We start from the raw sequence: 14,842 nt of genomic DNA, 5'->3' as shown, positions 1-14,842 counted from the left end.
ACCGCAGGGTCCTGGGAGAGTAGGACGTTGCCAAGCAGACAAAGACCACTGACTTTCTGTCGGTGGTTTTTTTCTATATGTGCGGAAGAATGCAGGGAATGTGGCGAACCGGAGAACGGTGAATCGGGTGGACATGTCATCGCATTCTAAGGCTCGTCACATCCAACTGAGCTACACAGGAAAAAAGTGGTAGGCGCTGACGGGAGCGAACGGGGGGAATTGATGCGATTTTACAGGAATTTCCGTACAATGAGTCCACATCCAAAGGAATTCCTGCAAATCTACATCATTTTAGTCCCTTTTGCTCCAAATCGAAGCGAATCGGTGGAAATTCCTGTAGTTTTGCAGGATTCCCTTTTTGGTGGAGTCGTGGAGATCGAATTGCTGCACTTTTGCAGGATTTTCGTGGCCATACGGCGTTACAATGTTCTAAGCTTGCTCGTGATTGATGTTCCCGGCCGACGGTGGGGAAAGTGTCCAAGCTCAGGGAAATCTTCAATTAAAATAGCATCTTACCTAATAAAAGCACTCATTAGCACCCTGAAGTGCACCCCTTAGAATAGACATTGGAAAACCCCCTAGGTTAATCCGATGAATTCTAGGGGGTGCATTTTTATGCCAGTTAGAAAGGGACAAAAGTTAAAAACGTATTCAGAAGACCTGAAAGTGGAGGCCATTCGTCTACATGTGGAGGAAAAGTGGACCTACCGGCAGATCACGGAACACTTTGGAATTCAGGACAAGGATCGAGTAAAGAAGTGGATGCGTAAATACCGGGAGTTAGGTGAGTTTGGGCTATTGGATCAACGGGGACGGCGAAAGGAGTACCTGGATCAGGAGCGGTACGTGAAACAGCTCAAACGGGAGAACGATGTCTTAAAAAAGTGTTTGAAAATCTGGAAACAGGAGGTGTGCACGGAAAGTATCGCATCATCAAGTCAGCGGCAAAACAGTATCCTGTAACGGAACTCTGCAGTATACTCGGCGTTTCGAGAAGCGGATATTACCGGTATGTAAACAGACAGAATCAGGACAGGGATCAAGAGACGAAAGAGCGAATTAAGGCGATCTACGACCAGAGAAAGGGAACGTATGGATACCGAAGGATAGAAGATGAACTTGAGCATCAGTACGGTGAAAAAGTGAATCACAAGAAAGTGTTGCGTTTGATGCAAGAGCTTGGATTGAAGGCTGTCATCCGAAGGAAGCGTAACTACCGTAGTCCTTATCAGACAGCCGAAAACGATGGTCGTATTGCGGATAATTTACTTAAGCGAGACTTTACAGCGGACAAACCGAACCAGAAGTGGGTAACGGATGTGACACAGTATCGCGTTGGGGATGAGCGACTGTACCTGTCGGCCATCAAAGACTTGTGCAGCAACGAAATCATCGCTTACCACATGAGCAAGCGTAACGACAACGAACTGGTTCTTGAAACATTTAAATCCGCGTTTGAAACACAAAAAGACGCGACTGGCAAGATAGCCGGATTGATCGTTCACAGCGACCAAGGCTTCCAGTACACGTCTCATGCGTACCACAACATGCTGCCTACGGTTGGCGCCCAGATCAGCATGTCCAGACGCGGCAATTGCCTAGACAACGCCGCTATGGAGAGCTTCTTCTCGCATCTCAAAGCGGAAGCGCTCTATCCCTATCATATCCGTTGTTTGGAGGAGGCACAACGCAGAATTGAGGAATTTATACATTTTTATAATCATGAGAGAAGACAGCGAAAGCTGAACAAGCTGACACCGGTGGAGTACCGGCGACAGCTTGCAGCCTAGGGGCTTCTTTCAATGTCTACAAAATTGGGGCTTGACCACCTATTATGGGTGCTTTTTTTGTATATTGTCACCCAGAGAGTAAGGCCAAGTATCTGGTTGTCTTAATACTTTGTTCGAGTTGTTAAGATTTTCTTTAAGAAGGTTTAATCAATTGTTTCGTGGAGTCAATGCCTTATCCTGGTTAATATTGGTAAAGGGCAGACAGATGAGAAGGGGAGTATAGATGAATAGATGAATGTAACTGGCAAGCGTTGTTCTAAGCGTTGTCGTCTAGTTAGGCTCAATGAATGGCGGCAGAGGCAGCTTCATTATCAGCAGCAAGCAATCCGTTGATAAGAAAGGCAACTGCGGAAGATGAACAGGCCAGATTATATAAGTTGTTTAAATAGAACCGGATGCCATAGACGGGTGACGCCTCTGCTCAATATAGTGCCCAATGGTTAAAAGTAACTGTTATATCATGTTGGTTAGTATTAACGTTTTCTTAATTAATATTAATAGAATGTCTTGTGGTTTTTTTCCAATTCCTTCGCTAGGATAATATGGGTGAGCAAATATTCAAGTAATTACATAGGAGGATTTACCGTGAATTTGAAGCAAGCTATCGTCGCTACCTTGGTCGTATCAGGCATGCTGACCGCATTGGCGGGCCCGATTCCTGCGAGAGCCGATCCAGCGCAAGGGAATCCGCAACAGCAAGCGGATCGTTGAACGGTTCAAGTGGATCCGAAATCTACTGAAAAGTTGAATAAAGCGGTAAAGTTATTTGCCGGGAAAGACGTTGAATTGCAGAAGGTAGGCAAGCTTGGCGTTTATTCGGCTTATATTGCAGAAGTGCGATCTGTAGATGGGAAATATTTTGCACAATATGACATCGATACAGGGATTATCTGGACCGTAGGCGGCCAAACCGCCACGCTTGACCAAATCAGCAAGCAGGATCAAGAAGATGTTTTGAAGGCGGTTGAAAGGAATATATGCGAAGAAGGACTACGCATTTGATAATGAATTTGAGGTGATTCACCAGTATACCGATGAAAAAGCAGAGGTGAGAGATGAGATAACGTACCGCTTGCGAGGAAAAGATTTCTCCGCTGACCTGAACAAGAATTGGGTTATTGGGGGAGATCACCTCAGTTCTATAGAGATTGACTTCGATAAGAAAGAGCTTGATGCGAAATTGTGGAAAGCAGCGACAGATGTCGATAAAACGGCTTTTAACCATAAATTTGATATGAAGAAGGCTCAGCTTCAGGGTTGTTTTAGTCCATGGAAACCAGGTCAAAAACCAGAAGTAAAGTGGATGCTTCGGGACGACAAGGTTACGATTTATGCGGATCCCAAGTCTGGAAAAATAAATAGCGTAATCAATGAGCTCGGAATAAAATTACGGGATAATAAAGGAAGTTCAGAAAAAGAGGCAAAAGAAGCGGTTGCTCCGTTAGCGAAGAAATTGTTCAATATCGATCTTAATGGATATAACGTGAAATGGGATAGCTTAATGAAAGACTATTACTTCACCAAAAAGAATGGGACGAGTGTGAGAGCGGCATTGGATGCCGACAAAACCGTGGTGTATCTTAAATCCGGAGACAATGCGGCTCACGGGGGAGACGGCGTCTGATCGGGGTCAATTTCTAATTTGATGTACGAACATGTATATAGGAGGACTTATCATGAATTTCAAAAAAGCTATCGCCGCAACCTTGGTCGTATCCGGCATGCTGGCCGCATTGGCAGGTCCGATTCCTGCGGGCGCGGAGGCAGCGCAAGAGAAGCAGCAAGAACAGCATCAATCGAAGAGTAAAGAAGTGAAAATCGACAAAAAGCTGGCTCCCAAGCTAAAAAAAGCGGTAAATGAACTTGCGGGGAAAGAGATTAAGCTTAAGGATGTCGGCGAACTTAACAATGGGCAGGTCACGGTTCGATCTGTAGACGGAATATATGGTGTTCACTTTGATCCTGAAAAGGGAAATATATGGAATGTTTCTGTCAAGACCACAATTTACAAAGTCGACAAAAAATTTCAAGACGAGGCCTTAAAACAGTTAAAGAGTACCTATTCAAAGAAGAAATACGTATTTAACAAAAACGTTACACAGTCCCAAACCTACAATAATAGCAAGGGGAAACTTGGCGATTATGTAATTTATAATTTAGACGGGAAAGATTTTCGCACTCTAGTTCAGAAGGTTATGCTATCGCCAGCGCGACGATCGATATTGATAAGAAAGAACTTGATCCGAAATTGCTGAAATCGGCCACGGACGCGATTAAAACGGCGTTCGATCATCAATTTGACGTGACGAAGGCGCAGATTGAGAGTCAGTGGACGCTTCATACGTGGGTGCTTGAGGATGACAAAGTGACGGCTTACATGGAGAAAGGGAAAGCAATCAGCCTGAGCAATGAACAAGGCAATAAGGTCACGACGAACAAAGAGATGACAGAAAAAGAAGCCAAAGAAGCGGTCGCCCCGCTAGCGAAAAAATTATTCAATATCGACATTACTGGATATGAAGTAAAATGGGACAGCTTATTTAAAGATTACCGCTTCATCGAAAAAGATGATATTACGGCGGTGAGAGCCGCATTGGATGCCGAGAAAAATGTGGTGTACATAAAGTCCGGGAGCAGAGCGGCCGCAGGGAATTAAATAACACAAGTAGATGCATAGGAGGAGTTAACATGAATTTCAAAAAAGCTATCGTCGCAACACTGGTCGTATCCAGCATGCTGTCCGCATCGGCAGGCCCGATTCCTGCGGGCGCGGAGGCAGCGCAAGAGAAGAAGCAAGAGTTGCAGCAATCGAAGAGCAAAGAAGTGACAATCGACAAGAAACTGGCTGCCGAGCTGCAAAAGGCTGTAAAACAATTTACGGGGAAAGAGATTACGTTGCAGGATGTTGGCGAGCTTGACGAAATGTTAGGGTGGGTGTGGGGTCGTTCTGAAGATGAAACTTATAGTGTAGCCTATATACAAAAGACCAAAAAAATATGGAATATCAGAGGCAAGCAAACCATCGATAGAATCAGCAAAAAGGATCAGGATGAAATCCTGAAAGTGCTGAAAGGGATGTATGCCAAGAAAGCGGGAAGGATTTCTCCGCCTTTCTCGTGAAAAATCTGCCAGGGTCCCCAGAGAAAACTCGTATTGGGGCGGCGAGCGAATTTAGCAAGAACGAGCTTGAACCGATATTACTGAAAACGGCAGCGGAGGCAGTGAAAACGGCTTTAGATCGTGACATGGACGTGACGAAAGCTGTGCTTGAGGGTGGCGTTGAGAATAAGACGTGGAAGCTTAAAGGCGGCAAGGTTACGCTTGCTCTGGATGCCAAGACGGGGAAGGTACTTTACGTTCATGACGGCGGGCGAAAACAGGTGATGAAGAAAGATATTACCGAAAAAGAAGCGAAAGAAGCGGTCGCCCCGATCGCGAAGAAATTGTTCAATATGGACATCCAGGGACTTGAAGTGAAATGGGACAACTCGGCTAAAGACTTCTCCTTTGTCCAAAATAAGGAGACCAAGATGGTAGCGGCGCTAGATGCGGACAAAAACGTAGTTTACTTGATGTCCGGAGAAAGAGTATATATTGAAGAATTGTATATTGAGGAATAAAGCATAGATAGGTAAAAAGGAAGATAGAAAAAGCAGATGTGTGCTGCCGCGCACGAATAGCAGCCCGTTGGCAACTCGCCGACGGGCTGTTCGGCATTCGCCGACCCGGAATCGTTGCTAAGTATTGCACATCGAATTCTGCCAACAAGCGAATCGCTTGGGAGCGGCTGTCGTATATGTGCAGCCCGGAAATGTCTATAACACTGGTATCCGGCAATAGCCTCAGTCTGCATTGTCAAGGAGGATAAGCCGGTGGAAGAAGCGCCCTATTTAATCTCGCCTGTGCTGTCCAAGGTGACATGGGCTTTGACGTTGAATTTGACACGGGGATATAGCGTCTTCCAGTTGTCCCAATCTTGATGTCCTCCATGCCGCGTCGCAATATAGCGCAATCCGAATCCGATCGGATCCAGCTGGTTTTTTTTCAAGCTGTTCAATAGTCTTAGATATGAATGTTCGATCGTTCGTTCAGCGGCCCGCTCGATTTCTTGCCGGCTGGCCCCGAGCCTAATATCGGAAGACTCTTCCGCAATCCCTCTAAGCCTAACAACGAAATCTATCGTAGGCTGGCTGCGATTAGAGGTGTTGATCTTGTAACGGTAGTTATATTTATGCACAGCCATGGAGACTTTCAGGTTCTTTTCCCTAATGTTTACTTCGAAGCGAGGATGTTTGTACATCAACTGATTGAGGATGAGGGTCTGATCCGGTTCGAGCACCATTTTGATCTTACTCTTATCGAAGAGGGCAACCTGATTAATCTCATAGGTGTGATTTCTGACTTTAATGACCGGCAAATAAGGGTCTCTCCCTTTCTCTAAAAGCCGTTCATAAAAATCGTACAGGTATTCGGTAATAATATACGAAGATTCGGTCCCTTCCCGGCCGAAGCTGAGAATCAGGGAATTGCCAGCCAAACGCTCTGATTTCTGGCTGAGCGTCAGAATATCCTTGGCGGAATGTTCCGCGACGGCTACATATTCGATCCGCTGGACTCCGCGGCGGCGTAGGAACCAGTCGACATGCTTCTTCATATCCCCCTGTGCAATCTTGTTGCCGAAAATCGTAACTTTGGCATGGCTCAGATCCAACTGTTTGTCCACGTCGGATCTCATCAATTCCAATGCTTCTGAGATACTGTCCGCTTCTTTGCTAACGATTTGGAAGTTCGATTTGCCTGGTTCCGTCAGTGTCGTAGGAATAATGAGTTTGACCGTTACCTCGTATTGTTTCTCCGTTCCTTGATCGACCCCCATCGCCACAATGAGAAAACGCTTGTCAATATCTTTGAACCCGCATCCCGGGAGCGAGATGAATGCGAGCAGGATCAGAGCCACCAATCCTTTATGCACTTCGACCCCTCCTTCTGACTATAACCATGACCGCGACCAGAAGCAGTTCTGCGGCGAAGCGAAGCGAGAACCAACGATGAGTGAGAGTCATTAATTGCTTTTCGTTCACATAATAACCGATGACCAATACGGCAATACCAGCAATTCCTATCATGAAGCGCTTGATATGGGCCGGTCGTTCCTTGAAAACGCCGCTTATCCATTCGGCTGCCACATGCCAGCTTGTTGCTGCAAATACTAATGACATGATGATATAGCTGAACAAAAGCAGAAAAACTCCACGTTCGATCATGCCATACTTTAACTGGATCGAATCGGCCGTATTGACCCAAATATGGATATATTGATCGACCGCCTGAGTGCCATGGAGGCCGATCGGAATGAAGAATACCGCACTGAACACGGCAGTACCGATGAGGGGAATCAACCATAACCAGCGAATGCCGCTTCCCTGATGAGTTGCTTGGAACACCGATAAGGAGATATATCCAGTGAATAAAAAACTGGCAACGGCGATTCCATCCCATGACGGAGCGTTCAACACATAATCGTTCAAGGTGAGCACGGCATCCCAAGAAAACGTATCATTCCGGATTCCTTTTATCCAAATAAACACGATGATTGGGGTTATGATGAACACCCATAACTCCAGATTGTAGAGAAGCGCGATGGAAGCTCTCAGCGATGCCCAGTAGACGGCGACGAGGAAGCAAGAGAGCAGCACGAGGAAGTCCATATTCGGATTAATGAACCCCTTAATGACATAACAAATCGTAATCAAAGTCGATGCGCCTGCCGCAAACCATGTGAAACCGAGGACACTGTACAGAATAAGACCAATGTGACGAGGGACGTGCCGCTCCATAACCTCCGTCAAGGATAGCTTGTGAAAGGGCTTCAAGCTCGTCTTGAATAGCCAGGCCATCAATAATCCCAACAGCATGGCGATGCCTACCGAAGCAAGGGCCCCGTCGTACCGGGCTTGATGCAGCCATCTTGGCAAGTACAGAGCGGGGCTAATGAATGCACACAGCATGAAAAGATAGAATTGATAACGGCTCATGACCATTTCCTTTGCTTATAATTAGTGGGTGAATATTCTCCTCGATAGATACGAAAATAAGGTTGCCCGAAGCTCGTAATGCTTGCCAAATAAAGCGTGAAGCAAAACATGCCTACGAGAATACCGGTAATGCCGAACAGCATGGCGAGCAGGATGAAAGGGTATTTCACAACGCGCATCGCAAAGCTCATGGCATTCACCGGGATGACAAAGTTAACGATAGCGACGGCCGCAGCAATAATAATCATAATGCTGCTTACTAATCCGGCTTCGTATGCCGCTCGGCCAAGGATAAGGCCGCCGACGGTTGTAGCGGCTTGGCCTATGTTATTGGGAAGCCGGATACTCGCCTCGATTAACGTCTCGAGAATAAACAGCATAATGAAGACCTCGAAAAAGGAGGGATACGGTACGGTAGATCGGCTACCGTCAATAGATACAGCTAACTGTACGCGGAAGATCTCCGGATTATAGGAGACGACCGCAATATAACAAGCAGGCAGAATAACCGTAATGATAAGCGCCATATATCGAAGGATGACCAAGGAATGAGTAACCCAGAAGGATTGATAAACATCATCGACCGCAGACATAAAATCATGGAACACAACGGGGGCAAGCAATGCGTAAGGCGTTCCTTGCATAAGGATAACGACCTTGCCCTGCGCCAAATTCATCGCGATTCGATCCGGCCGTTCCGTATTGAGCATAACGGGAAAGAGCCGATACTTCATTGGCGTAATGAGCGCTTCGAGCTGTGCTACATCTTGAACAATATCGGCATCAACGGCTTGGAGCTTTTTTTGAATGTCTTGCAATACATCCGTATTTACGAGTGCGGAATCATACAGAATAGCTGCTTTGGTTCGGGAAATCCGGCCGGCCCGCCATTCTTCCATCACGAGAGAGGAGGAAGGATAGCGGTTGCGAATCAAATTAAGATTCGTCTTTAGGTTTTCCGATAATGCGAAGTCCGGACCATGAATCGTAGATTCAATAGCAGCTGGATCCGGCTGATTGATTTTGACATCCGCTGCAGACAACGCCCATAACCGGTCATTGAAAAATACAATGGCGCAGCTTTCCAGCAGCTTCGAGGGAATTGCGCTTACCTCCCGAAGTTCCTCGCATAATAGCTCAGACTGAAGCACTCCCGTGAACGCTTCGATTGTGGAGCATTTGGCAAACGGATCTGAAATCCGCTCTCTGATTGCTTTCGTGTCGCAAAGCGTGTCGAAAAAATAAATAATCGCTTGCAGCTCTCCATTATGCAAATGCTGAACTATGAAATCGTTCGAACACGATGCCTCTCTCACGCTATCGCAAATATCGCCGATTGTGATCAAGCTTATCCCCTCTTTCTTTCAATATTCCAGTTGCTTAGGGAGAGTATGCCCCTTTTTGCCTGGTGTATGCGAGTAGGGTGGTGGTTGGATATATCTTGACATCGAGATAAATGCGGATTATGATGTTACTCATAGGCGCTCAATAAGCAAGCGCGATGAATGTACCGCTTGCTCAACGATCGCATCGTTACTATCATATATCTCGAATTAAAGATTATTATGCGGCATAGCCAGTCAAAATTCATGGCAAAGGGAGGATGGATGTGAAGATTAATCAATATACGGCGAGCCAGATGGCGACGGGAGCGTTCGACGGCGGCCGGATTACGGAGATTAAGCCGATTGGCTTCCCGCATGAGGGCGGGGCCGTCACACGTGTCAGCACGTTGTTCTATTGGGCTTGGGCCAAGGCGAAGGAGGAGGGCTATATCCCGCCTCATCCGCATCAGGCGTTCGAGATTCTGTCTTATGTCATTCAGGGCAAGACCCACCATGGAGATTCGCTGGGAACGGACAGCGTCGTCGGCGCGGGAGGCGCGCAATTGATTCAAGCGGGGAGCGGCGTGGAGCACAGCGAACGCATCGTCGGCCCGGATGCCGACATGCTCCAGATCTGGTTCGAGCCGAATCTGCTGGAAGCGAGAAAGCGCCCGCCCCATTATGTGCAATTCGAGCACGAGGCGTTCCCGGTTCATGAATCCGGCGGCGCCACCGTGAAGACAGTGCTCGGCGACGGGGCCCCATTCCTCCTTGTAGCGGATGCGCGTATGTGGGACATTACGGTGCAAGCCGGCCATAGCTACGAGCCCGTCTTGCCGCCCGGCCGTACATGGACGGCGCTCATTATTGGCGGCAAGGGGATCATGCGCTCCGCGGAAGCGGGAGAAGAACAGGTGCAGTATGCCAGCGAACAATTCATAATCTCGACCGGTAACGAAGATGATAATGAAGTCCTGCGCATCGAAGCGGAGGAAGCGACCCGGTTGATTGCCATTGAAGTGCCGACGAATGTCGATTATCCATTGTACCGCAAATAACGTACCAAAGACGGAAAGACAGATTGACTATATACACTTAAAATGAAAATAAAGGAGCGATTTCAGATGGCAAATGTGAAATTGGCCATAATCTATTACAGCTCGACAGGCACGAACTATCAGCTGGCGCAATGGGCCAAGGAAGGGGCGGAAGCGGCAGGAGCCGATGTCAAGGTGCTCAAGGTACCTGAACTGGCGCCGCCGGCGGCGATCGAGAGCAATCCGGCCTGGAAAGCGCATGTCGACGCGACGCAGCATGTGCCGACGGTACAGCCTGCGGACCTGGAGTGGGCGGATGCCATCATCTTCAGCGTTCCGACCCGGTTCGGCAATATGCCATCCCAGATAAAGCAGTTCCTGGACACGACCGGAGGCCTGTGGGCACAAGGCAAGCTGACGAACAAGGTGGTCAGCGCGATGTCCAGCGCCGGGAATTCGCATGGCGGACAGGAAGCGACGATTCTGAGCCTGTATACGTCGATGTATCATTGGGGCGCCATCGTGGCCGCTCCCGGCTATACCGATCCAGCGGCGTATGCGGCAGGAGGCAATCCGTACGGCACCAGCGTAACCGTGGGCCAGGACGGCAAGATGGTTGAAAATGTGGAGGCAGCGGTGAAGCACCAAGCGAAGCGCACCGTAACGACAGCCGGCTGGGTCAAAGCAGGAATGGCGCAAAGCTAAGCAATTCTCGCAAGAAAAGGGTGTCCGGGCCGATATGGCCTGGGCACCCTTTGTTCATTCCACCAGATTAGATGGACTGTGACTAAGCGGAAGCTTAGTCGTCCAACTCGATGTTGAGGATGGTTCCGTCCTGATCGACATCCCATTCGATCCCGGTGCCCGCCTTGAAGCCTTGGCCTGTCTCGTCATCGACGATCATATGATTCCCAACCTCGATCGTTTTTTCTCCGCCATGCTCCAATTGAACCGTCACGCTGCTGCCGTCTACGGCACTGATCATGCCTTCATACTCGACTTTACGGACCGTCGCCTTCCCGTTCGGGTCGGTGATGGTGACACGCTTGCCGCCGTCTTTCAACAGTTCTATCTTCTTGTGGTAGCCGTTCCCGGTATCGATTGATTTGAGTACCTGTTCCACCTCTGCATCATCCGCCGCGGATTCTCCTGCCGACGAGTTGCCGCCAGCCGTCGAGTCGTAATTCGATGCCGCATCTTGTCCGGCCGCAGCCGAGTCTGCGGGAGCTTCTCCTCGTGTCCCGGCTGCTGTCGGGCTCGACTGAGCTTGTCCCGGGGACGGGGAAGCATCCGGTGCGGCCTGGTTGTCTGCGCAGCCGGACATCAATCCGCTGGCAATAAGAAGCGCCGAGCAGGCGGCGAGCCATAGCATTCGCTGTCTGTTCATGATGTTCGATCCCTCCTTATGACAGTATACCTTGTGCAGCAGCGAATGAAAAAGGAACAAAGGAATGAGGCAGCGTTCTATTTCAATTCCTTCAATTCCTTGACGATGGCTGCATATTCCTCCTCCATCTCCCGCAAGTAAGTCGCCGCATCCTTGTCGGGGGTCGTGACGAAGGTACGCGCGTTCTGATTGATGTAATCGTCGTAGAAGAACGTGACTAACGGCCCATATGGGGAAAAATTCGAAATGCTCGCCACTCGCTGCTCAAAGATCGGGCGAATGTTATATGTTTAGTGGGTCGCTTCCATATCCGCCGCCGAATACTGCTCGAACGCTTCCTCGTTCTTGATCGTTGGCGGGCTGCCGACACGGGACAGCACAAGCTGGCCTTCCTGCGAAGCAAGAGACGCGATGACGGCCCAAGCAGCCTCTTTATGCCGGCTATGCTTGTTCATGCTGATGGAGATCGCCGGAACAGATGGTCCGACGCCGGGGTGCTCCCGCCATTCCGGCACGGATACGATATCGAAGTCCATTCCCTGGACAGCGTTATACAGCGGAAGCGTAGGGAGGGAGACGATCGTCATCGCCACATTTTGATCATTGTTGAAGGTGTAGGAATAATCGCTTGTGTCCACCATGCCGGGGATGCTGCGGTATTTGTCCAGCATATCAAAAAATTGCTGAAACGCAGGTTCCTTCGTAAACAACACTTCTCCGGTCTCCGGATCGGTTCCGTTGACGCCGAATTTATCGAAGATAGCTTTGTTGTAATACAGAACACTCTGGGTCCCTTTGATCGGCATGCCGTAGAGCAGGCCGGCGCCGTCCGGATCTAGCGCGCGCTGGATATCGACGATGCCGTTGTTGATGACCCCGAGATCGAAGCCCCTTTGCGCAATGTACGGATCGAGCGGTTCTAGCATATCCAGTTCCTTCAACATGTCATAGCCCTGATGCATAACATATAAAGCAGGAATATCTCCGCGCGCATTCAATTCCTGGAGCCCTTCCGGATTGAGCGAGGCGTTAGCCTGCTCCAGCGTGATGTTCGGGAATTTCGCTTCGATTTGTTCTTTGTAGCGGATGCGGAACGTCTCTTTATCGACTTCGATAATGAACTTCAAGGGTACCGGGTCGCCGTCATAGGTGACGTCATTCGTACGCGAGGCTTCGATCGGCTGCGTGGTGTCCGAACCATCTGTCTGTTCAGGGGTGGATTGAGGCGTTCCGTCCTGCCTCTGATCTGGAGGTTGAGGGGGCGGTTCCGCGGCCGTTCCGCCGCAGCCTGACACCAGCAGCATGAGGATGGCAATGGTTAGCAGGGAAAGTTTTCTTTTCATGGTTAGCGAGCTACCTTCTTTTCGAACAAATAATATGAACTTGTTCAGACCCGCCCGGTTCCGCCTCTCGCATGCGTAAGCGGAGATCTGGAACGGTTCCGAATCGTTCTCACGTCCATGATCGAAAAATACAAGCAAGTTCTCGCTGGTTCCATTTCCACGAAGAAATTGAAGTTAATAAAGGATTAATGCCGGGCCATGTTGAGTCGCGATGCTGCTTAGTAAACGTTTTCATAACAAATGAGTGAATTCGCAATTGAATCCGCTCTGATCCGGCTAGAGAAATCGTACTAAATATGATGGTAATTTGGTGTGAAGAAATGTAAAAATGCTATAACGATATCCACTTCGGAATTCGTAGATAATGGGGGCCATAGATGCTGTCCAATATCAAGGGAGAGGGATGGCGTAGCTTTCGCACTTGTAAGCTTCATGCAACGGAATTCGATGGGAAGAGCGGTCTCTATTTTGTACACTAGACCTATCGAAAGGAGTTCGATTCCGATGAAAATCATCAGATGGGAGCAGGGTTCCATAGCGCTGCGTTCGCCGATTCGAGCGATGCGCGCGCATGAAGGGGAATGGACGGGCTCTCCGGGCGGAGACGCCGCGTCGGCTTCGGAAGAACGGCCTGACAAGCAAGAGCAAGTGCAGATAGATAAGGAATCTACATCCACGTCCATCGTCCGGAGTATCGCGCATGTCTGGAAACGATGGGTCATATATGGGTTGATCGCGGCAATATTGGCGCCGGTTATCGGCTGGTTCATGATGGCCGGGCTCGCTCCGTCCTGGATGAACGAAGCGACGCTGGGGGCGCTGCGGGAAGAGATACGTGAGGGGGTTGCGGCAGACGGGAGACATATCGTTCGTCTAAAGGACATGCCGGCTTATGTTACGGAGGCGCTGCTGGCCATCGAGGACCATCGTTACCGTTACCATCCGGGCATCGATCCGATTGGACTCGCCCGCTCTGTATGGATCAACGTCACGAAGCAGCAAAAAGCGCAGGGCGGAAGCACGATTACGATGCAGCTGGCCCGCAACCTGTTCCTGACCCAGGATAAGCTCTATTCCCGCAAGCTGAAGGAAATGGCCATCGCCGCCAATCTGGAATGGAGATATACGAAGGACGAGATTCTGGAGATGTATTTTAATAAGGTCTATTTTGGACACGGAAAATACGGGATTGAAGATGCCGCCCGCTTCTACTTCGGCAAGACCGCCGGGGCGTCTGATACGCTGGAGACGATTAATGAGGCGGAAGCGGCGATGCTGGCCGGACTGCTGAAGGCGCCCGAACGGCTGTCTCCGCGGAAGCATCCCGCAGATGCCGAACGCCGCCAGAACGTCGTGCTGCGCCGGATGGTCGAGCTGGGCTGGATGACCGTAGGGGAGCGCCAGCATCTGAAGAAGGCGGAAATCGTCCACCCTTCATGATGGAGCGGAGAGGGCTGTCTCATAAGCAGTATGGAGCTGCAGCGAGACAGCCGCCTGATTTTGGCAAGATGGGCTTGACGGGAGATGCATGCCTGGAAAGGCATGAAAATACGTGGGGATTGCGGGGAATTGAGGGGGATATCGGGGAGTGCAGGGGAATGAGGGGTCGTGCGGGGTAGTGCAGGGTAGTGCAGGAATACTGTAAAAATGCAGTATTTCCTTACGGCGTTTACTCCGTTACAGGAGTTCCTGCAAAACTGCATCAATTTCAGCCTAAACGATAGATTAAAAGCAAAATTCGGCGAAAAAGATGCTCTTTTGCAGGAGTTTAACAAAATACTGGATAAAATAGCGTAAAATGATGTATTATCGCAGGATTTCACTTCCTCGTCCATCTACCGCTGCTTTTCTCGCGACCGTATTTCCCTCCTCTTTTTTCCCTCTCTCTACTCTGGCCCCTGTACTCTGGCCCCTGTACTCTTGCC

General features: G+C 49.3%; 18 protein-coding genes. 12 read left to right on the top strand and 6 right to left on the bottom strand.

Features of this window, described 5'->3' with window-relative positions:
* Nucleotides 1-615: 615 nt before the first annotated feature.
* From DQX05_RS20545 to DQX05_RS32900, 9 genes are all read left to right on the top strand, one after another.
* Nucleotides 616-963 (top strand): helix-turn-helix domain-containing protein, encoded by a 348-nt coding sequence (locus tag DQX05_RS20545; protein WP_259392145.1) that lies wholly within the window; start codon nt 616-618, stop codon nt 961-963.
* Nucleotides 912-1,790 carry an IS3 family transposase gene (locus DQX05_RS20540; RefSeq protein WP_182914837.1) on the top strand — a complete coding sequence of 293 codons (879 nt, stop codon included), beginning with the start codon at nt 912-914 and terminating at the stop codon, nt 1,788-1,790. The genes DQX05_RS20545 and DQX05_RS20540 overlap by 52 nt, the downstream gene beginning before the upstream one ends.
* A gap of 585 nt (nt 1,791-2,375) precedes the next feature.
* Complete coding sequence (locus tag DQX05_RS32400) at nt 2,376-2,501, top strand: hypothetical protein (RefSeq protein WP_259392144.1); 126 nt, start codon at nt 2,376-2,378, stop codon at nt 2,499-2,501.
* A gap of 9 nt (nt 2,502-2,510) precedes the next feature.
* On the top strand, nt 2,511-2,792 hold the full coding sequence (locus DQX05_RS32395; RefSeq protein ID WP_259392143.1) for a hypothetical protein: 282 nt from the start codon (nt 2,511-2,513) through the stop codon (nt 2,790-2,792).
* Entirely contained in the window at nt 2,755-3,414 is a 660-nt protein-coding gene (locus tag DQX05_RS32390) for a hypothetical protein (RefSeq protein WP_259392142.1), read from the top strand. Before DQX05_RS32395 ends, DQX05_RS32390 begins: the two co-directional genes overlap by 38 nt.
* 52 nt (nt 3,415-3,466) lie before the next feature.
* On the top strand, nt 3,467-4,045 hold the full coding sequence (locus DQX05_RS32915) for a hypothetical protein (protein ID WP_310735690.1): 579 nt from the start codon (nt 3,467-3,469) through the stop codon (nt 4,043-4,045).
* On the top strand, nt 4,039-4,446 hold the full coding sequence (locus DQX05_RS32910; protein ID WP_310735689.1) for a hypothetical protein: 408 nt from the start codon (nt 4,039-4,041) through the stop codon (nt 4,444-4,446). Before DQX05_RS32915 ends, DQX05_RS32910 begins: the two co-directional genes overlap by 7 nt.
* Before the next feature lie 32 nt (nt 4,447-4,478).
* Nucleotides 4,479-4,910, top strand: coding sequence for a hypothetical protein (locus DQX05_RS32905; protein WP_310735688.1), 432 nt, complete (start codon nt 4,479-4,481; stop codon nt 4,908-4,910).
* Entirely contained in the window at nt 4,907-5,410 is a 504-nt protein-coding gene (locus tag DQX05_RS32900; RefSeq protein WP_310735687.1) for a hypothetical protein, read from the top strand. Before DQX05_RS32905 ends, DQX05_RS32900 begins: the two co-directional genes overlap by 4 nt.
* 266 nt (nt 5,411-5,676) lie before the next feature.
* Here the strand turns inward: DQX05_RS32900 and DQX05_RS20520 are convergent, their stop codons facing one another.
* Genes DQX05_RS20520 through DQX05_RS20510 form a run of 3 tightly spaced genes read right to left on the bottom strand, consistent with a single transcriptional unit; the run spans nt 5,677 to nt 9,171 of the window.
* On the bottom strand, nt 5,677-6,762 hold the full coding sequence (locus DQX05_RS20520; protein WP_119795347.1) for a Ger(x)C family spore germination protein: 1,086 nt from the start codon (nt 6,760-6,762) through the stop codon (nt 5,677-5,679).
* Nucleotides 6,755-7,825: a GerAB/ArcD/ProY family transporter gene (locus DQX05_RS20515; RefSeq protein WP_119795355.1), complete on the bottom strand. Its 1,071-nt coding sequence runs from the start codon at nt 7,823-7,825 to the stop codon at nt 6,755-6,757. The genes DQX05_RS20520 and DQX05_RS20515 overlap by 8 nt, the downstream gene beginning before the upstream one ends.
* Complete coding sequence (locus DQX05_RS20510; RefSeq protein WP_119795346.1) at nt 7,822-9,171, bottom strand: spore germination protein; 1,350 nt, start codon at nt 9,169-9,171, stop codon at nt 7,822-7,824. The genes DQX05_RS20515 and DQX05_RS20510 overlap by 4 nt, the downstream gene beginning before the upstream one ends.
* 257 nt (nt 9,172-9,428) lie before the next feature.
* Here DQX05_RS20510 and DQX05_RS20505 point away from each other — a divergent pair, with 257 nt between their 5' ends.
* Both DQX05_RS20505 and wrbA read left to right on the top strand, forming a co-directional pair.
* Complete coding sequence (locus DQX05_RS20505; protein ID WP_119795345.1) at nt 9,429-10,208, top strand: pirin family protein; 780 nt, start codon at nt 9,429-9,431, stop codon at nt 10,206-10,208.
* A 66-nt stretch (nt 10,209-10,274) separates the two neighbouring features.
* Nucleotides 10,275-10,892 carry an NAD(P)H:quinone oxidoreductase gene (wrbA, locus tag DQX05_RS20500; protein WP_119795344.1) on the top strand — a complete coding sequence of 206 codons (618 nt, stop codon included), beginning with the start codon at nt 10,275-10,277 and terminating at the stop codon, nt 10,890-10,892.
* Between the two features lie 94 nt (nt 10,893-10,986).
* Here wrbA and DQX05_RS20495 read toward each other — a convergent pair whose 3' ends face one another.
* The 3 genes from DQX05_RS20495 to DQX05_RS20490 all read right to left on the bottom strand — a co-directional run bounded on the left by DQX05_RS20495 (nt 10,987) and on the right by DQX05_RS20490 (nt 12,917).
* Nucleotides 10,987-11,574, bottom strand: a complete 588-nt coding sequence (locus tag DQX05_RS20495; RefSeq protein ID WP_119795343.1) for a hypothetical protein — start codon at nt 11,572-11,574, stop codon at nt 10,987-10,989.
* Between the two features lie 77 nt (nt 11,575-11,651).
* Nucleotides 11,652-11,831 carry a hypothetical protein gene (locus tag DQX05_RS32385; protein WP_259392141.1) on the bottom strand — a complete coding sequence of 60 codons (180 nt, stop codon included), beginning with the start codon at nt 11,829-11,831 and terminating at the stop codon, nt 11,652-11,654.
* Between the two features lie 33 nt (nt 11,832-11,864).
* Nucleotides 11,865-12,917 (bottom strand): ABC transporter substrate-binding protein, encoded by a 1,053-nt coding sequence (locus DQX05_RS20490; RefSeq protein ID WP_259392140.1) that lies wholly within the window; start codon nt 12,915-12,917, stop codon nt 11,865-11,867.
* A 504-nt stretch (nt 12,918-13,421) separates the two neighbouring features.
* Between DQX05_RS20490 and DQX05_RS20485 the strand changes: the two genes are divergently transcribed.
* Complete coding sequence (locus DQX05_RS20485; protein ID WP_119795342.1) at nt 13,422-14,357, top strand: transglycosylase domain-containing protein; 936 nt, start codon at nt 13,422-13,424, stop codon at nt 14,355-14,357.
* Nucleotides 14,358-14,842 lie beyond the last annotated feature (485 nt).

Origin of the sequence: Paenibacillus thiaminolyticus (assembly GCF_003591545.1) — a bacterium.
Lineage (GTDB): Bacteria > Bacillota > Bacilli > Paenibacillales > Paenibacillaceae > Paenibacillus_B > Paenibacillus_B thiaminolyticus_A.
The sequence above is the reverse complement of the archived record's forward strand: the minus strand, read 5'-3'. Positions and strand labels throughout refer to the sequence as shown.